The 16,908-nt window shown below is 71.9% G+C and carries 17 protein-coding genes; 9 read left to right on the top strand and 8 right to left on the bottom strand.

The window, feature by feature from the left end:
• Window positions 1–4: 4 nt before the first annotated feature.
• Window positions 5–784, bottom strand: a complete 780-nt coding sequence (locus ACFQVC_RS06475) for an HAD family hydrolase (RefSeq protein ID WP_381827467.1) — start codon at window positions 782–784, stop codon at window positions 5–7.
• Window positions 785–1,043: 259 nt separating this feature from the next.
• Between ACFQVC_RS06475 and ACFQVC_RS06470 the strand changes: the two genes are divergently transcribed.
• The 4 genes from ACFQVC_RS06470 (at window position 1,044) to ACFQVC_RS06455 (ending at window position 5,185) form a co-directional block, all read left to right on the top strand.
• A complete protein-coding gene (locus ACFQVC_RS06470) occupies window positions 1,044–1,919 on the top strand; it encodes a substrate-binding domain-containing protein (RefSeq protein ID WP_381827465.1) in 876 nt (291 codons plus the stop codon).
• Window positions 1,920–2,831: 912 nt separating this feature from the next.
• Window positions 2,832–3,338, top strand: a complete 507-nt coding sequence (locus ACFQVC_RS06465; protein ID WP_381827463.1) for a GNAT family N-acetyltransferase — start codon at window positions 2,832–2,834, stop codon at window positions 3,336–3,338.
• A gap of 100 nt (window positions 3,339–3,438) precedes the next feature.
• Window positions 3,439–4,356: a hypothetical protein gene (locus tag ACFQVC_RS06460; protein WP_381827461.1), complete on the top strand. Its 918-nt coding sequence runs from the start codon at window positions 3,439–3,441 to the stop codon at window positions 4,354–4,356.
• Between the two features lie 43 nt (window positions 4,357–4,399).
• Window positions 4,400–5,185 (top strand): DUF6461 domain-containing protein, encoded by a 786-nt coding sequence (locus tag ACFQVC_RS06455; protein WP_381827459.1) that lies wholly within the window; start codon window positions 4,400–4,402, stop codon window positions 5,183–5,185.
• Window positions 5,186–5,203: 18 nt separating this feature from the next.
• On the opposite strand, the gene ACFQVC_RS06450 is transcribed toward ACFQVC_RS06455, so the two are convergent.
• Window positions 5,204–5,677: a hypothetical protein gene (locus tag ACFQVC_RS06450; protein WP_381827457.1), complete on the bottom strand. Its 474-nt coding sequence runs from the start codon at window positions 5,675–5,677 to the stop codon at window positions 5,204–5,206.
• Window positions 5,678–5,849: 172 nt separating this feature from the next.
• On the opposite strand from ACFQVC_RS06450, the gene ACFQVC_RS06445 reads away from it, so the two are divergent.
• The 3 genes from ACFQVC_RS06445 to ACFQVC_RS06435 all read left to right on the top strand — a co-directional run bounded on the left by ACFQVC_RS06445 (window position 5,850) and on the right by ACFQVC_RS06435 (window position 9,545).
• Window positions 5,850–6,995, top strand: a complete 1,146-nt coding sequence (locus ACFQVC_RS06445) for a serine hydrolase domain-containing protein (RefSeq protein ID WP_381827455.1) — start codon at window positions 5,850–5,852, stop codon at window positions 6,993–6,995.
• Between the two features lie 142 nt (window positions 6,996–7,137).
• The gene (locus ACFQVC_RS06440) at window positions 7,138–8,037 is read left to right on the top strand and encodes an AAA family ATPase (RefSeq protein WP_381828273.1); all 900 of its coding nucleotides are present in this window, start codon (window positions 7,138–7,140) and stop codon (window positions 8,035–8,037) included.
• Window positions 8,034–9,545: a vWA domain-containing protein gene (locus ACFQVC_RS06435; RefSeq protein ID WP_381827453.1), complete on the top strand. Its 1,512-nt coding sequence runs from the start codon at window positions 8,034–8,036 to the stop codon at window positions 9,543–9,545. The genes ACFQVC_RS06440 and ACFQVC_RS06435 overlap by 4 nt, the downstream gene beginning before the upstream one ends.
• 48 nt (window positions 9,546–9,593) lie before the next feature.
• On the opposite strand, the gene ACFQVC_RS06430 is transcribed toward ACFQVC_RS06435, so the two are convergent.
• Complete coding sequence (locus ACFQVC_RS06430) at window positions 9,594–10,139, bottom strand: CchlQ (protein WP_381827451.1); 546 nt, start codon at window positions 10,137–10,139, stop codon at window positions 9,594–9,596.
• A gap of 99 nt (window positions 10,140–10,238) precedes the next feature.
• On the opposite strand from ACFQVC_RS06430, the gene ACFQVC_RS06425 reads away from it, so the two are divergent.
• Window positions 10,239–10,904 (top strand): S1 family peptidase, encoded by a 666-nt coding sequence (locus ACFQVC_RS06425; RefSeq protein WP_381827449.1) that lies wholly within the window; start codon window positions 10,239–10,241, stop codon window positions 10,902–10,904.
• Window positions 10,905–10,989: 85 nt separating this feature from the next.
• Here ACFQVC_RS06425 and ACFQVC_RS06420 read toward each other — a convergent pair whose 3' ends face one another.
• On the bottom strand, window positions 10,990–11,511 hold the full coding sequence (locus tag ACFQVC_RS06420; protein WP_381827447.1) for a GNAT family N-acetyltransferase: 522 nt from the start codon (window positions 11,509–11,511) through the stop codon (window positions 10,990–10,992).
• 76 nt (window positions 11,512–11,587) lie between these two features.
• Between ACFQVC_RS06420 and ACFQVC_RS06415 the strand changes: the two genes are divergently transcribed.
• Entirely contained in the window at window positions 11,588–11,965 is a 378-nt protein-coding gene (locus tag ACFQVC_RS06415) for a cupin domain-containing protein (protein WP_381827445.1), read from the top strand.
• A gap of 127 nt (window positions 11,966–12,092) precedes the next feature.
• Here ACFQVC_RS06415 and ACFQVC_RS06410 read toward each other — a convergent pair whose 3' ends face one another.
• From ACFQVC_RS06410 to ACFQVC_RS06395, 4 genes are all read right to left on the bottom strand, one after another.
• Window positions 12,093–12,584, bottom strand: coding sequence for a GNAT family N-acetyltransferase (locus tag ACFQVC_RS06410; RefSeq protein ID WP_381827443.1), 492 nt, complete (start codon window positions 12,582–12,584; stop codon window positions 12,093–12,095).
• A gap of 64 nt (window positions 12,585–12,648) precedes the next feature.
• The gene (locus tag ACFQVC_RS06405) at window positions 12,649–14,154 is read right to left on the bottom strand and encodes a YfcC family protein (RefSeq protein ID WP_381828270.1); all 1,506 of its coding nucleotides are present in this window, start codon (window positions 14,152–14,154) and stop codon (window positions 12,649–12,651) included.
• Window positions 14,155–14,195: 41 nt separating this feature from the next.
• Window positions 14,196–15,563: a M20/M25/M40 family metallo-hydrolase gene (locus ACFQVC_RS06400; RefSeq protein WP_381827441.1), complete on the bottom strand. Its 1,368-nt coding sequence runs from the start codon at window positions 15,561–15,563 to the stop codon at window positions 14,196–14,198.
• Between the two features lie 313 nt (window positions 15,564–15,876).
• Window positions 15,877–16,845: a LysR substrate-binding domain-containing protein gene (locus tag ACFQVC_RS06395; RefSeq protein WP_381827439.1), complete on the bottom strand. Its 969-nt coding sequence runs from the start codon at window positions 16,843–16,845 to the stop codon at window positions 15,877–15,879.
• Window positions 16,846–16,908 lie beyond the last annotated feature (63 nt).

The following is a 16,908-nucleotide window of genomic DNA, read 5'->3' as shown; positions in this document are numbered from 1 at the left end:
CGGTTCACACCCGGCCGGCCCTTCGGGCACCTCGGCCCCCGTGGTCTGCCACTCCCGCCAGACGGCAGACGGCGTCCAGGCCGCGCACCGCGCCGGGTGCCGCGCCCGCGGGCAGCACATAGGAACGCAGGCCCGCCCCGGCCGCGCCACCGTCCTTCGCCGGGTGGTCCCCCACCATCAGCGTCTCGCCCGGAGCGACGCCCAGCTCGGCGCAGGCATGATGGAACATACGCGGATCGGGTTTCTCGCTCTCGTGCTCGTACGAGTGCACCCAGGCGGAGAAGTAGCCGTCGAGGCCGTGCCGGGCGAAAGTGGGGCGCAGATCCCAGCCCACGTCGCTGAAGACTCCCAACACGAGCCCCGCGCCCGACAGTTGCTCCAGTGTGGCCGCGCTGTCCGCGTAGGGCACCCAGTGGTCCGGGGAGCGCAGCTGGCCGTAGAGGGCGTCGGCGGCCGGCGCGAGGGCGGGCACCGAGGCGTACCAGGCGGTGAAGGCATGCCGGTGCGCATTCGCGGATACGTCGCGGGCCTGCTGCGCGGCGATCACCTCCGGGTCGGCGAGGCCCGCTTCAAGTCCGTCAAGCAGGGCGTCCATCTCCATATCGCCGACAGGCCTGTTCAACGCGGCCCGGATCCTGTTCGCGTACGAACCGATCTGGAACAGCGTGCCGGAGAAGTCGAAGAGCACCGCCCGCACCGGAGCCGAAGCCGGAGCCGTAGTCGGCATCCCTCGCCCGGGGTCGCGGAGCGGGCCTTCGGGGCCGCAGACGGGGATCTCGTACATGCGTCGTTCCTATCGCACGGCGCGGTCCGGAAGAGGGCCCGGACGGGAACCGTGACGATCACCACGCCCGGCGACGGCACCCGGCGCGCACCGGGGCGGCCGCGTGGCCGTGCGGCGTCGTGCCGTGTATCCACCCTCCGCCGCGGGCAGGTACGGGCCGATCGGACACAGCACACAGCACACAGCACACAGAGCACCGCACACAGAGCACCGCACACCGCACACCGCACTCGGCGGCACGGCACACCGGGAGGTCACGATGGGGAACACGACGGGCTGGGAGTTCACCGACGACCGGGGCCACCTGGTCACGGCGTTACGGCGGCCCGCCCGCGTCGTGGCCTACATACAGGCCGCGGCTGCCCTGTGGGACCACGGCCTGCGCCCCGTCGGCGCGTTCGGCTCGGCCCATGACCGCGCCGACTCCCTGGACCGCGCGAAGGCGGGCGAACTACCCCTGGACGACCCGGACTTCGCCTACTTCGGCGCGGGCGGCGCACTGGACGTGGATGCCCTGCTCGCGTCCGGCGCCGACCTGGTGGTCTGTGTGACCTACGGCGGCGGCCAGCTCTACGGCATCGGCCCCGAGGCGGCCAAACGCCTGGAGGAGCAGGTGCCGTTGGCGGCGCTCGACATCGGGCAGGGACGCTCCCTCGACCAGGTCAGGGAGCGTTGCACGGAACTCGCCCGGGCGCTCGGCGCCGCCCCCGATCCCGCCGCCGACGCGGAACTCCGCGACGCCGAAGCACAGGTACGGGCCGCCGCCTCGTCCCCGACGAGCCCCCGGGTGCTCGCCCTGTCCGGTGCGGACCAGGACACGGTGCATCTGGCCAGGCCGCACGCCTGGCCCGATCTCGCGGCCCTCGCCTCCCTGGGGGTACGGCTGTGCGAACCGCCCGCGGAGGGCGGCGTCAACTGGGCGACGACTCCATGGAGCGAGGCGACGGCACTCGCCCCCGACGTGGTGCTCAGCGACGCCCGCGGCAACGCCGCCCCGGGCCACAACCCCCTGGCCGCGACGGTCACCACCGTCCCGTGGAACCCCGAACTGCCGCCCAGCGCACGCGCCCACGCCCGCTACCTGCGTGCGGTCGCGGCCGCCCTTGACACGACAGGTCGGACGGGAACCGTCTGACACCCCCGGGAGTCGCATTCGCTCGCGCTCCGCGGCACCCACACCGGCCGGCCGACGAAGGCGGCGAGCCGGGTGTAGGCGTCGGCGTCACCGGCGACGGCCACAACGGGTGCGAACGGGCCGCTGTCGCTGCGGTCCTCCGCTGAGCTTGTTCTTCAACTTCTTGGCCAGTCATCCCAACAGGGCGGACTGAACATCTCGTGGTGAGCCTCCAGCCACTGCTGGATGCGGTCCCAACGCTGCCAACCACCGTGCTCGGACAGCGCCCGGGTGTAGACGGGGTCACCAGCCGTCATCTCGATCACGCTGTCGTTCAGGTCGGTCGTGTGCGGGACAGTCCCGAAATGCGCTTCGAACCAGGTCGCTCACCTGGGCATTCGCCGGACGTCGAGGCGGCCTTCGTCTGATCAGGTGCTCCGACCAAGGATGCGCGTGACCACGACGAAGGCCGTGAAGGTGGGTCTGCTCCCTGATCATGTTCGGGGGAGGCGTTCGCGAAAGCGTCCCGCTTCCGGGAGGACTTTGCGTCCCGCACGGGAGCAAGGGGGCCCCGCACACGTCCGGAGCCCCCCCCGGCACGCGGATGCCGGCCCAGCCGCGGCCGGCATCCGGGGGGTTCGTCAGACCCGCTCGTCCCCACCTCGAGCGTCCTCCGGTCATCGGATCCGACGGCAGTTTCACAGCATCGACATAAGGGCGGCAATTGACCTATTGCGCCACAAGGGTGGCCTCGGACATGGATCGGATGAACACCAGTCGCTTCAGGCTGTAATCAGTCCAGGTCAACTCGGCGCCGGCCGCAGGGGAATTCGGGTACCGCATTCGAACGAACCGGTCGAAGATCCAGCGATCGTGCGTTGACCGTACGGGGGTGTGTCGGCGCCCCCACCGGCCTGCAGCTACCGTTCCGGCATGCCAGAACTCCAGCTCCTGCGCCCCGACCACGCCCCCGCCCTGCTCGCCTTCGAGCGGGAGAACCGGGCCTACTTCGCCGCGTCGGTGCCGGACCGCGGGGACGCCTACTTCGCCGAGTTCGAGCAACGGCACGCCGCCCTGCTCGCCGAACAGGCCACGGGGCTCTGCTACTTCCATGTGCTCGTCGACGGCGACGGCGCCGTACTCGGCCGGATCAATCTGATCGATGTCACCGACGGTGAGGCCGAGTTGGGCTACCGGATCGCCGCAAGCGCGGCCGGCCGCGGCCTCGCCACGAGCGCGGTCCGCCAGGTCATCACCCTGGCGGTGCGGGACTACGGCCTGACCTCGCTGCGGGCGACGACCAACCTCGACAACCCCGGCTCGCGCGCGGTCCTTGAGAGGTCCGGTTTCGTGCCCACCGGGGAGCTCATCGCCCACGGGCGTCCGGCGATGAGTTTCGTACGGGATTTGAGGGTGGGGGTTGCCGGTGCGGGCGGCTAGCTTGCCCATGACGCACCTCTCCTACGAACCGTCTGCCCGTCCCACGTGAGCCGCCCGGCCGCCGCCCCTCAGGCGACCGCCCCACAGGAAGACCCGCGCCGTGCCTCGCAGAATCCCCGAACCACCCTTTGAACTGGCGGACCTGATACCGGAGTTCGCCGAACTCGCCAGGGAGACGACCCTGCTCTACCCGCGCAGCGGCGACCCCGATGTGCGCGAGAGCTCCATCGGCGGGCCGCTGCTTTGGCCGGCCGCCGAGTCCTGGCCGTACTGCGGGCAGGTCGGGCACTGGGCCCCGGGGCCCGGCCTCGTCGCGGGCGGTGTGATCACGCCGGGTGTGGTGCCGATGGTGCCGGTCGTCCAGCTGTACGCACGCGACGTACCGCGTCTCGTCTTCCCCGAAGGCAAGGACGTACTGCAGCTGGTGTGGTGTCCGCTGCTGCACCCGGAGGACCCGGCAGGGGCCGCGCTGCCACGCCTCTACTGGCGTACGGAGGCGGAGGTCGACGCGGTGGAGGTGCTGCGGGACGTGCCCGAGTCCGGTGAGGACGAGTGCGACGAGGACTTGATGCCGCGGCCCTGCACCGTCTGCCCCACACCCGCGGTCGACTACCCCAAGCGGGATCTGCCCAGGGAACTCGAACTGGCCCTGGGCCCCCGCCTGCGCGAGATCGAGAACCGCTTCGGCTGCCACTACTCCGATGTGGCCTCCGCGCTGCAGAACAAGGTCGGCGGCTATCCGGCCTGGGCCAAGGCCCCGAACTGGCCGCACTGTTCCCGCGGCCATCGCATGGAGCATCTGCTCAGCATCACCGGCGAGCCCCGCAGCGGCCGCTGGCTCCCGCTTGACGAACACCACCCGCACTCCACCGAACCCCTGTGGCGCTCCCCCGCGGACCCGGCGGTGATGGATTCCCTCGGGCCCGATATGCATCTCGGCGACGAGGGCGGCATCTATCTCTTCCTCTGCCGCGCCTGCCCCGAACTGCCGTACGCTCACCGCTTCGACTGCTACTGACACCGCTGCCGGCGGTGAACGCAATTGCGCAAGGGAGAGGCACATGGCGGACGCCAGTCCGTTGAGCTGGATCGCGCGGGACTTCGAGGCGCACTGCCTGACACTCGCCCGTGGCCTGAGCGGACGGGAACTGCTCCTTCGCCTCGGATGCTCCGCCGAAGATCTGCTGGACGTCGGGGACCACGGACAGGCCGACGCCCTGCGGTGGGACGGCGACCACTACTGGGACTGGGGCATCGCGCACTCCGGCGAGAAGGAGAGCTGGGCCTTCGCCCTCGAACCGGCCAGCGTCTGGGCGTCCGACTCCGCACGCCTCGCTGCCGCCTCCCGGGACACCGCGGTCCTGTGCACCTCCAGCGCCGACGCGATGACCTGCGTCGCGTACTGGGAGAACGGTGAACTCGTCACCGCCTTCGAGGACATGGCCGCGGAAAAGCGGCACGAGGGGGGCGGCGTCGACCCCGACCGCCTGGTGGACCAGATGCGCCGGGTCGGCCTCTTCGATCCCGCGCGCGCCACCCGTCTCGGCGTGGGTCTCGACCTGCTGTACGAGGTCACGGGCGTGACCCTCACGCCCGACGATGTCTCGATCGGCCTCGCGGGAAAACTCCCGGCCTTCGACGACGACTCCGACGAGTCGGATGAGTCGGATGAGTCGGACGGGGCGGACGGGGCCGATGAGCCGGGCCAGATTGCTGCCACGGATGGCGCCGGCGCCGGTGGCGGCGTCGTGATCGGGCCCGTCGGCGGGCCGCCCACCACCGGCAGATGGGTATCCGGCGGCCGCGTCTCCCACGGCCTCGGGGGACAGCTCGACTCGGCGTTCTGACGGCAGGGGCGGTGGTGTTCAGGCGCCTTCTGCGGTGTCCGGCGCAGGAGGCAGCATGATCTCCACCGCCGCCGGCACCAGAGCCACCTGCTGCGGCGTCCAGCAGTCCGACTGTTTCGTGGCCACGAACGCCCGGCACCAGCGGCACTCCAGGTTGGGGCCGTCCATGCCGTCCAGGCCGCAACAGCCGTTGGTACGGCTGCGCTTGGCGGTCGTCTCGACATCCCGCACGTCCGCCTCGGCCAGGACGATGCCGGTGAGTCCATGGCGCGGGGAGATCGTCACGGGCTCCCACTCGGAAGGGGGCCGGACATGGGCGAGGCTCTCGGCGGGCGGCTCGTAGGCGAAGGTGCCGGGCGTCATGCGAGGCGGGCACTCCTTGTCGCCCCGCATCTCGTACGGCGCGGGCGCCTCGTCGATATCGGGCAACGGCACCTCGCGCACCGGGCGGGTCACTTCGCCGTGGCAGCGACGGCAGCGGAAGATGAACACCGGCCCATCTTCACGCCGGGCCCGGACCCGGCGCACCCGAATTCTTCCGCCCGGGGTGGCGTCGATATTCGTTCGCCTCGCACACCGCACCCCCGTACCGTGACCCGGTCGATCTAGAAAGCCGACACCAGCACCAGCACCAGCACCAGGCAAGCGAAGGACGGGACCAGCGGTGGAGCAGCACAACGGATGGGCGGACGAGGGCTTCGGCGCGGTCGCCGACACCTTCGCGCGGAACTTCACCGACTTCCCCGAACTGGGCGCCGCCGTCACGGTGTTCGCGGGTGGCCGCAAGGTGGCCGAGCTGTGGGGCGGGGTCGCGGACGAGCGCACGGGCAGGCCTTGGGAGCAGGGTACGGCCGTGCCGGTCTTCTCCTGCGCCAAAGGCCTCGTGGCCGTCTGCGCCCATCTCCTCGCACAGCAGGGGCAGCTCGACCTCGACGCCCCGGTGAGCCACTACTGGCCCGAGTTCGCGCGACACGGCAAGGAGGACATCACCTGCCGTATGGTCCTCGCCCACCGCGCCGGGATCCCCGCGCTCGACGCGACGCCGGATTTCAGGGAGATCGCCGCCTGGACGCCGGTGGTCCGCGCCATGGAGGAGCAGAAGCCGCTGTGGGAGCCGGGCACGGCGTACGAGTACCACGGGCATGTCCTCGGCTTTCTCGTCGGCGAGGTGATCCGGCGTATCACCGGCCTCACCCCTGGCGCCTACTTCCGCCGGGCCGTGGGCGATCCGCTGGGTCTGCGCGCCTGGATCGGCCTGCCCGCCGAGGAGATGGAGGGGCGGGCCCGCCTCGTGGAGGCCGAGGGGCGCCCCGCGATGCCGGGCCCCGAGCACCTGCTGACGCGCATCGTGACGATGAACGGCTCGCTCGCCTTCCCCGGCCTGGACGAGCCGCACGGCTGGAACGATCCGGCGCTGCTGGGCATGGAGCTGCCCGGTGCGGGCGCCGTCGCATCGGCGAGCGGCCTCGCGGGGCTGTACGCGGCGGCCGTGACCGGAGTGGACGGCGGCTCCCGGCTGCTGTCCGAGGCGACGGTGACCGACGCGGTGCGTGAACTGTCCTCCGGCAAGGGCTGGTTGGGCTTCGACGCGGGTGCCCGCTGGGGCTCGGGCTTCCTGCTCGACTCGGAGTCCTTCCGCCCGCTGCTCGGCGCGCGCAGCTTCGGCAACGACGGTGCGGGCGGCCAGTTCGCCTTCGGTGACGACGAGTTCGGCGTGGGCTTCGCCTATGTCGCCAACCGCATGATCGGCCACGGCGACGCCCGGGCCAACCGGCTGATCGCGGCGGTGCGGGAGAGCCTGGTCGGCTGACGGCCCACTTCAAGGGGAGGGTTTCTCTATGGGACCCACCCACTAGAGTGTGCCGCCGAAGCAGTCAGCTCCCGCGGAGGAGGCCGAGTTGGCCACGTACGAAGAGCTCGTCGACAGCGCGGACACGCCCGCCGCACAGGCAGTGGCCGGCCCGCGGCCACCGCAACAGCCGCCCTCGACGGGCTGCTTCACGTCCGTGGACGACGTCGCGGCGCGCCTCGCGGAGACCGGCTATCTGGCCTCCGCGGCCGTCGCCACGACCGTGTTTCTCGCGGACCGGCTCGGCAAGCCTCTGCTCGTCGAGGGCCCCGCCGGGGTCGGCAAGACCGAACTGGCCAAGGCCGTGGCCCAGGTGGCGGGCGCGCGCCTCGTACGGCTGCAGTGCTACGAGGGCGTGGACGAGGCGCGGGCGCTGTACGAGTGGAACCACGCCAAGCAGCTCCTTCGGATCACCGCGGGCCGCGACGAGAGCTGGGACGAGACGCGCACCGACATCTTCAGCGAGGAGTTCCTGCTCGCCCGCCCTCTCCTGACCGCGATCCGGGGCAACGACCCGAAGGTTCTGCTCATCGACGAGACCGACAAGGCCGACGTCGAGGTGGAGGGGCTGCTCCTCGAGGTGCTCAGCGACTTCCAGGTGACCGTGCCCGAGCTGGGCACGGTCACCGCGGCGCGGCGCCCGTTCGTGGTGCTCACGTCCAACGCGAGCCGCGAGCTGTCCGAGGCGCTGCGCCGCCGCTGCCTGTTCCTCCATATCGGCTTCCCCGACGAGGAGTTGGAGCGCCGTATCGTCCGTCTGAAGGTGCCGGGGCTCGACGCGGCGCTCGCCGAGTCGGTGGTACGCGTGGTCGGCGCGCTGCGGGCGATGGATCTGCGCAAGGCGCCGTCGGTGGCGGAGACCGTCGACTGGGCCCGCACGTTGCTCGCCCTGGGTGCGGACACCTTGGACGAGACGGTGGTACGCGACAGCCTCGGCGTCATCCTCAAGCATCAGGAGGATGTGGTGAAGGCGGCCGCCAAACTCGACCTGGGCGGAGTATGAGCAGGCCGTCCGCGGCCGGCGATCCCACGGCCGAAGCCGCCGCGGCCGACGTCGAAGCCGATGTTCCCGCAGCCGATGCCGCCGCAACCGATGCCGCAACAACCGGTGTTCCCGCGCGCCTGACCTCCCTTGTCCAGGCCCTGCGGGCGCACGGCATCCGTATCGGCACCGGTGAGAGCGTGGACGCGGCACAGGCCATGGCGGCGCTCGGACTCACCGAACGCGAGCTGCTGCGCGAGGGCCTGGCGGCGGCACTGCTGCACCACCAAGGGCAACGAGCCGTCTTCGATCCGGTCTTCGACCTGTACTTTCCCCGAGCGGTCGGCGCCCCGGGGCGGGCCTCCGACGACGACAGGGACACCGGCCCCGCGGACTCGGACGCCACGGCGCCCGGCCTGCACCCCGACCGCGAGGCCCTGCGCGAGCGCCTCGCGGCCGCGCTCGCCGCCGACGACCAGGCGCTGCTGGCCCGGTTGGCGGCCGAGGCGGTGGACGCGCTCGGCGGTTACGGCGCCACTCCCGGCTCGGACGGCTGGTCCTCGTATCAGACCCTCGACCGCCTTCGCCCCCAGACCCTGCTGGCCCGTGTCCTCGCCGCACTGCGCGCGGGCGCCGCTCAGGACGAGTCGTTCACGGACCGTCTGGAGGCCGATGAGATCCGTGGCCGGATCGAGGGCTTCCGGCGGCTCGTGGCGCTCGAAGCGCGCCGCCGGGTGGCCGAGCGGCGCGGCGCCGACGAGATCGCGCGCCGTGCGGTGGCCCCGACGGCGGACCGGGTCGACTTCCTGTTCGCGCACCGCGACCAACTGGCCGAACTGCGCCGGACGGTGCAGCCCCTGGCCCGCAAACTGGCCACGCGGCTGGCCGCCCGCCGCCGACGTGCCGCGCGGGGCCAAATCGATCTGCGGCGCACCTTGCGCGGATCCCTGTCGACAGGCGGGGTGCCCATCCGCCCGGTCCTGCGCCGCCGCCGGCCGGCCCGGCCCGAACTGGTGCTGCTGTGCGATGTGTCCGGTTCGGTGGCGGGCTTCGCGAACTTCACGATGCTGCTGATCCAGGCGCTGCACGACCAGTTCAGCAAGGTGCGGGTGTTCGCGTTCGTCAACCGTGTCGACGAGGTGACCGGTCTCCTCGGCCACGGCCGGGCCGACCCCGAGGGCCTCGGCACCCGCATCCTGACCGAGGCGGCGGTGACGGGCTGGCACGACAGCAGCGACTACGGCAGCGCCCTCGGCGAGTTCACCGAGCGCTACCCGGACGCGGTGGGCTCCCGCACGTCGGTGTTCATCCTCGGCGACGCCCGCACCAACATGGCCCCGCCCAACGCCGAGGCTCTGCGCACCCTTCGCGACCGGGCCCGCCGCGTGTACTGGCTGAACCCCGAGCGGCGTTCGCTGTGGAACACGGGTGACTCGGCGGCAGCGGCGTACGAGGAGGTCGTCGGCATGTACGAGTGCCGCACGGTGGGCCAACTCAGCGCGCTGGTGGGACGGTTGCTGCCGATCTGACGAGCCCCCCGCGAGCGCCTGCGGCCGAGGCGGGGCGCCTGTGTGCCGTCAGTCGGCGGCGCCCGCCGCCCGGCACACCGCGCACGAGTCCCTGCCGCCCCATTCCGCCCAGCCGAAGTCGGCGGGGACCAGTGGGCGGCCGTCCAGTTCCTCGCGCACAGCCGCGCGGTAGCCCCACACGGCGGCGAGGTAGGGGTGGTAGACGGCGTGGTAGGCGGGCGAGTCCTGCGCGGCGCCGGTGGCCACCACCCGGCGCAGCGCGCGCAGTTGCACGAACATCGCCTGCCCGGCGCCGGCCACGGTGGTGGAGCCCTCGATGAACAGCCGCTCGCGTACGTCGTATATCCCCGCGTCGGTCAGCGCGGCCCGGCTCGCCGTCTCCAAGTCCCCCTGTTCGCCCCGGCCTTGGGCGAGTTCGCGCAGGCGTGTGTGGCAGGTTCCGGTGGCGACGATGAACTCGTTGTAGACGGCGCGCCGCCGCGCCTCGACGGTGCGGTCGTTCTCGTGCCGGTGGCGCAGGAAGTCCGCGAGGACGGTGCCGGAGATGGCGATCAGACCGCCACTGCCCGTCGCGATGAGCGTCCCCCAGTCCACCCTGCCCCCTCCCGTACCGGCCCGCACCGCTGCGGCGGTGACGCAATCTAGCCTGCGCGTGCGCTGCCGGGACAGGCGGGGTCCCGGCACAATGAACGGATGCGCGCTCACCGCACCGTGACCGTGGTTCTCGTCCTGCTGTGCGCCTGGCTCCTGGCCCCGCAGACGGCCTTGAGCCGCGCGGCCGTCGAAGTGCGCGGCGGCGACCGTATCTACAGCGACCGCGGCGGCCGCTGCACCGTCGGCTTCAACGCCCGTGGCGGGGAGCACCTTTACGCCCTGGTGTCGGGCCACTGTGTGCAGGGCGCCGCCACCTGGTTCGCGGATCCCGCCCTCACGGTGCCGATCGCCGAGACCGGGAAGGTGAGCTTCCCCGGCGACGACTTCGCGGTCCTCCGCTACACGAATACGTCGGTGTCGTACCCCGGCGAGGTCAGCCTCGGCCCCGCGGGCGTACGGGACATCACCGGCGCCGCCGCCCCGTCGGTGGGCCAGGGCGTATGCCGCACCGGCGGCGCGACGGGCTACCGCTGCGGCACCGTCAGATCCCTCAACGTCACGGTCTCCTATCCCGAGGGCACGGTGTACGGACTGTTCCAGGCCACGCTCTGCGCCGACCCGGGCGACGGCCACGGCCCGGCGTTCAGCGGCACGAAGGCCCTCGGCCTTGCCGCGGGCGCGAGCGGCAACTGCGCGTCCGGCGGCTCGTCCTTCTACCAGCCGGTTACGGAGGCCCTGTCGGCGCACGGCCTGACGCTGTACTGAGCCCCCTCCCGGAAACCGCGCCCCCGGGCCCCCGAACGGACGGCTGACCCCGGACTCCCTCAAGGACGACTGCCCCTGGGCTCCCTCAAGGACGGCCGACGACGTGCACGCGCAGTGCCCTGCCGGTGGCGGGATCGGCCGTCTCCCGCTCAAGGCGCATCCCCAGCTTCGCCATGATCCGTTCGGAGGCGTCATTGCCGGTCTGGGCGATGCTGACCACGCGTGACAGGCCGCGCTCCTCAAGGCCGAAGCGGAGTGCGGCGCGGGCCGCCTCGGAGGCGAGTCCCTGGCCCCAGTGGGCGCGGCCCAGGCGCCAGCCGATCTCCACGGCGGGCAGCACCTCGGGCAGGAAGTGCGGCACGGTGAAGCCGGTGAAACCGGCCAGTTCACCGGTGGCCCTGACCTCGACGGCGAACAGGCCGAACCCCTCGCTCCGCCACTCCCTCTCGATCGCCTCGATGCGCTGCCGCGTCTCGGTCTCGTCGCGCACCGAGCCGTCGGCGATCCACCGCATGACCTCGGGGTCGGCGTTGATCGCGGCCATGGGAGCGACGTCTTCCGGGCGCCAGCGCCGCAGGATGAGCCGGGGGGTGTCGAGCGTGATCACCCGGCCATCCTGCCGCACTGCTCCGTACGGTGCCCTGCACATGCGTACCTCCGCCGCGCGGGCCAGCGTGGCAGGCATGGCAGATGAAACCTCCACGTCCGGCACCGCACCGTCAGGGCCCGCGGGCCCCGTCGACCTCCGGGCGCTCGCCGACGAGCACCTGACGAAGGCCCGCAACGCCGCCCACGAGCGCAGCGCCCATCTGGTGCTGCGTTCCGGACCGCTGCGGCAGAGCGTCATCGCGCTGCTGCGGGGAGCCGCCCTGGGCGAGCACGAGTCACCGGTGGCCGCGAGCCTGCAGGTGCTGCGCGGGCAGGTCCGGGTGACCGCCGAGTCCGGCACCGAACTGACCTTGAGCCAGGGCCACTTGGGCCCGGTCCCGGCCGAGCGGCACGACCTGGTGGCGATCACGGACGCGGTGGTGGTTCTCACCACGGTCACGAACGTCTCGTAACGCCACCAGGGCGCCGTAGTCACAACGCCGTAGTCACGACGCCGTGGTCACAACGCCGTAGTCACGACGCCGTGGTCACAGCGCCATCGTCACAACGCCGCAGTCACAGCGCCGTAGTCACGCACCCTCACCCGGCGACCTCGCGCCGGAAAACCTGCCGCGAGCCGCCTTCCGGGCCCGCCTCGGCGGGCTCGGCGGGTGTGAAGCCGAGCCGCTCGTAGAAGGCGCGGGCTCCGCTGGTGACCGCGCCTGGGTGGTCGGCGCCGAAAGTGATGACTTCGACCGTGCCGGGAGCGCGCACCCAGCGCCGTTCCGCCTCCGCCATCAGGGCACGCCCGGCGCCGTGTCCGCGGATCCGCTCGGACACGACGAGCCAGTGCACGTGGTACGCCGAGGGCTCGGCGCCGAAGAGCAGCCCGCCGAGCAGCTCTCCTCCCCCGCCCGTGCTCTGTGAACTCGTCTCCGCCACCAGGGCCTTGCCCTCCTCGATGTGCTGCGTGACGGCCTTGTGGAAGCCCGGTTCGCGGACCATCGGCCCGAACCAGTGCTCCACTTGCGCGGCGAGGTCGAGGAAGCCCCGGAGGTCGTGGGCGCGGGCGAGTCTGACGGTGGCGGTCATGGGGGCACCTTCTCAAGCGCACCCCACGAGCATGCACCGCCCCCCTGCGCGGGGATCGCCGCCCTCACGTCACCGCCGCGCCCAGCGCCACGAATCCGCAGATCAGGACGAAGAGAATGGCGAGCAGGGGCCAGACGAACCGCAGGTACTTGTCGTAGCCGACCTTCGCCAGGGCGACGCCGCCGATGGTGACGGCCGTGGTGGGCACCCACAGGTTCATCCAGCCGCTGGCGGCCTGCCAGGCCGTGACGACGACCGCGCGGGAGACGCCCGCGAAGTCGGCGAGCGGGGCCAGGATCGGCATGGCCAGGGTGGCGTGCCCGGAGGTGGAGGGGATGAGGAAGGCGAGCGGCAGGTTCACCAGGAACACGATGACCGCGAAGAGACCGGACGACGTGCCCTTCACGATGCCCTCGATGGAGTGCAGGACCGTGTCCGTGATCTTGGAGTTGTTCATGATGACGGTGACACCGCGGGCCAGCATGATCACCAGCGCCGGGGAGATGAAGTCCCCCGCACCCTGGATGATCGTCGAGCTGAGCTTCTGCTCACCGAAGCGCGCCACGAGCCCGACCAGGACGGCCGCGCACAGGAAGAGGGCCGCCAGCTGCGGGAAGGACCAGTCGAGTTCGAAGCCGTACGGCTTGGCGTCGGCGTCCCCGGTGAGCGCGCTCGACCACGGCACCACCGAGAAGATCATGAAGGCGAAGACCAGGCAGAGCATGACGAGGACGGCCTTGTGCAGACCGGTGAGCTCGGGCACCTCCTCGGTCTTGGCGGCGGACTGCTCACGGTCGCCGGGCAGGAAGCCGCACACCGAACGGCCCGGGTCCTTCTGCACGCGGGTCGCATAGCGCACGACGTAGGCGATGGTGACGGCGGTGAGGACGATCCACATCACGAAGCGCAGGACGATGCCGTCGCCGAGGGAGATATCGGCCGCCGATGAGGCGACACCGGTGGCGAAGGGGTTGACGGTGGAGCACAGGACGCCGACGCCGGCGCCGAGGATGGACGCGCCGACGGCCACCATCCGGTCGTAGCCGAGGGCGAGCATCATCGGTACGAGCAGGCCGTAGAAGCCGAGGGTCTCCTCGGCGAAGCCCTCGACGGTGCCGAGGACGGAGAACGCGGCCATCACGCCCGCGATCAGCAGGGCACCGCGGTTGCGAAGCCGGTGCGCGAGCCGGGCGATGCCGCGGTCCAGGGCGCCGGTGGCGAAGACGACGGTGATGAACGCGCCGATGGCGAGGACGAACAGGAACACGCCCGCGCTGCCGTACAGCGCGCCCGACATATCGGGCCCGACCACGCCGCTCTTCTCGTCCTGCACGCCGTACAGGCCGTTGACCGGGGAGAGGAAGAGATCGTTGAGACGGTCGACGAAGCTCTGGTCCGAGTGGACACGGTGGTAGGTGCCCTGGACGGGCGCGCCCTGGTCGTTGCGTTCGTACTGTCCCGGCGGGATCAGGAAGGCGAGCAGCCAGACGGCGACGGTGACGATCGCCAGGACGGTCAGCGCGCTGGGGAAGGTGAACTTCTTCTTCCCCTCGGGCCCTTCGGGCGACAGGGACTCGTCGGCCTTCGTGGTGCCGCCGTCGGCCGGGGTGCTCACCGCTGGGCTCCCTTGCCGAAGTCATCGGCGTACTCGCGTACGAAGGCGCACATCGCGTAGACGGTGTTGCGCAGTTCGGAGAACAGGACGCGTTCGTTGGGGGCGTGCAGGTTGCACATGCCGTCCTGGGCGCCGAACAGCAGCACTTCGGCGTCGGGGGCGGCCTTGGCGAGACCGTTGACCAGCGGGATGGAGCCGCCGGTGGCGACATACCCGCAGTCGGTGCCCCAGGCCTCCTTGAGGGCGGCGCGGGCGGCCGCGTAGGCGGGCCCGCCGGTGGCGGCCTCGTAGCCGGGTCCGGTGTCGCCGGGGGTGACAGTGAGGGGGACGCCGAAGGGCCGCAGGGAACGCAGATGGTCGACCAGCTTGGCCTGCGCCTCCTTGGGGTCCTGCAGGGGATGGAAGCGGAGGTTCAGTTTGGCTCTGGCGTACGGGACGACTGCGGACGCGGCGTTGTCGACGCTCGGGGCGTCCAGGCCGATGACGGTGATGGCGGGTCCGCTCCACAGCCGCTCGCCCAGATCGCCCGAACCGAACAGCGGCAGCTGGCCCTGGATGCCGGCGAGGGAGCGGAACTCGTCCTCGGTGTAGCCCGCACCGGTCCAGGGCTCACGCCGCAGACCCTCGACGGCGACGTCTCCGTGGACGTCGTGCAGGGTGGCGAGGGCCTTGATCAGGACGAGCAGGGCGTCCGGTGCCGCGCCGCCGAACTCACCGCTGTGGCGCGGTTCGTCGAGGGTGCGGACCTCCACGACGAGCTCGCTCGCACCGCGCAGGCCGGTGGTGAGGGTGGGGGTGCCGGGCCGCAGATTGCCCAGGTCGGCGATGACCATGGCGTCGCAGGCGAAGCGCTCGGGGTCGCTGGGCGGATAGTCGTCGAAGGGGCTGCCGTACTCCTCCTGCCCCTCGAACACGATCTTGACGCCGACCGGCGGGCGCCCCTGGAAGGCCCGCAGCATGCCCAGATGGGCGATCACATTGGACTTGTCGTCCGCGATGCCGCGGGCCCGCAGACCGCCCTCGACCGGGGTGGGTTCGAAGGGCGGTGACAGCCACAGCTGTTCGTCGCCGGGGGGCTGTACGTCGTAGTGGCTGTAGAGCAGGACCGTGGGCGCGGCGGGGTCGGGGGGCGGGATCTCGGCGTAGACGACCGGCGCGGTGTCGGGCAGGTCGATGCTTTCGATGTGCTCGACCCCGGCCTCGCGCAGCAGCCGCACCAGCAGGTCATGCGCCTGCTGCACCGGCTCCTTCGGGTAGCCCGGGAAGGAGATGGACGGGATCGCGGCCAGCCGCTCCAGGTCGGCGCGCAGGCCGTCCATGAGTGCGTCGACCGTGGCGGCGAGGTCCTCGGTGTCGTCCTGCATCGGATGCGGCACACCTCTCGTCCGGCGGGATGCTCTGGTGCGTACGCACCCTTAGTGGGTGCACGTGGCTATACGTACGCGTTTGTGAGCATCGCGGAACTCGGGCGCAGTCGCATCCGGGCGGACCGGCCCCGGACTCCGGGCGCCCGCAACGAGCTGGACTGGCGAGGTCGCCGCGTGCGCGGCGCTCCGGCCGTACGGGTGAACGGGGGCACGGGTGAACGGGGGCACGGGGGCGCGGGTGCACGGGGGCACGGGTGCACGGGTGCACGGGGCAATCGAGGTGAGTGCGGCGATCGGGGTGGTCGGAATCTCAGCGTCCGCGGGCCGCCCGCAGCAGATGCAGGGCCGCCTCGGGCAGCTCGCGGCCCTTCGGCCAGACCGCGTGCAGCAGCCGCCGCAGCGGTACGGCCGGGTCCACCTCGACCTCCACGAGACGGCCCGCGTCCACGTCTTCTCGGACGGCCAGGGCGGAGAGCACCGCGGGGGCGACGCCGCGGGCGGCAGCGCTGCGCAGCGGGGCGGTGGAGCCGAGTTCCAGGACGGGCACGGAGACACCGTCGTAGGGGCGCAGCGCCTTCTCCAGGGTTTCGCGGGTGCCGGACCCGGATTCGCGCAACAGCAGCGGGGTGTCGGCCAGTTCGGGCCCGGACAGCGGCCGTCGCCGCCGTGTCCAGGGGTGGTCGGGGGCGACGACGACCGCGAGCCGGTCCCGGCCGACGACGGAGCGGTGCAGGTCGTCGGGGACGCGGGGCCCCTCGACGAAACCGAGGTCGGCCTCGCCACGGCGCAGCGCCTCGACGACGCCCCAGCTGTTGGTGACGCTCAGACCGACATGGGCGGTCGGCGCCTCCTCGCGCAGGGTCACGAGCCAGCCGGGGACGAGTTCCTCGGCGATGGTCAGGCTGGCGGCGACGTGCAGCTTGTTCGACTGGCGTGAGCGCAGCGCCGCCGCGCCCTCGACCAGGGCGACCGCCTGCTCCAGTACCGCGCGCGCCCAGTCGGTGACGACCGCGCCGGCCGGGGTGAGCCGTGAGCCGGAGGTGGAGCGGTCCAGGAGGTGCAGGCCCAGACGCCGCTCCAGGGTCCGCATCCGCGCGCTGGCCGACGGCTGGCTGATCCGCAGCCGGGCGGCGGCCCGGCCGAGGCTGCCGGTCTCGGCGACGGCGACGAGCAGCTCCAGGGCGTGCAGATCGGGCAGGGGGCGGTGGGCGGTCGCGCTGTCGCGGGCGGCGCGCGGTTCGCGTTCGGTCCGGTCGGTCCGGTCGGTCCGTTCGGTCATCGGGACACTCTCATAGAGGAACTCTATGGCCTGCCCCCAAGATCGCCTCTACCGGCGTCACCT

The organism is Streptomyces monticola (genome assembly GCF_042665355.1).
Taxonomy (GTDB): domain Bacteria; phylum Actinomycetota; class Actinomycetes; order Streptomycetales; family Streptomycetaceae; genus Streptomyces; species Streptomyces monticola.
This window is presented reverse-complemented; position numbering and strand designations above follow the sequence as displayed.

Excerpts from the sequence above, each read along its gene's own strand:
- ACFQVC_RS06475 (WP_381827467.1), bottom strand. The coding sequence starts at position 784 with ATGTACGAGATCCCCGTCTGCGGCCCCGAAGGCCCGCTCCGCGACCCC.
- ACFQVC_RS06470 (WP_381827465.1), top strand. The coding sequence starts at position 1,044 with ATGGGGAACACGACGGGCTGGGAGTTCACCGACGACCGGGGCCACCTG.
- ACFQVC_RS06465 (WP_381827463.1), top strand. The coding sequence starts at position 2,832 with ATGCCAGAACTCCAGCTCCTGCGCCCCGACCACGCCCCCGCCCTGCTC.
- ACFQVC_RS06455 (WP_381827459.1), top strand. The coding sequence starts at position 4,400 with ATGGCGGACGCCAGTCCGTTGAGCTGGATCGCGCGGGACTTCGAGGCG.
- ACFQVC_RS06435 (WP_381827453.1), top strand. The coding sequence starts at position 8,034 with ATGAGCAGGCCGTCCGCGGCCGGCGATCCCACGGCCGAAGCCGCCGCG.
- ACFQVC_RS06425 (WP_381827449.1), top strand. The coding sequence starts at position 10,239 with ATGCGCGCTCACCGCACCGTGACCGTGGTTCTCGTCCTGCTGTGCGCC.
- ACFQVC_RS06415 (WP_381827445.1), top strand. The coding sequence starts at position 11,588 with ATGGCAGATGAAACCTCCACGTCCGGCACCGCACCGTCAGGGCCCGCG.
- ACFQVC_RS06410 (WP_381827443.1), bottom strand. The coding sequence starts at position 12,584 with ATGACCGCCACCGTCAGACTCGCCCGCGCCCACGACCTCCGGGGCTTC.
- ACFQVC_RS06400 (WP_381827441.1), bottom strand. The coding sequence starts at position 15,563 with ATGCAGGACGACACCGAGGACCTCGCCGCCACGGTCGACGCACTCATG.
- ACFQVC_RS06395 (WP_381827439.1), bottom strand. The coding sequence starts at position 16,845 with ATGACCGAACGGACCGACCGGACCGACCGGACCGAACGCGAACCGCGC.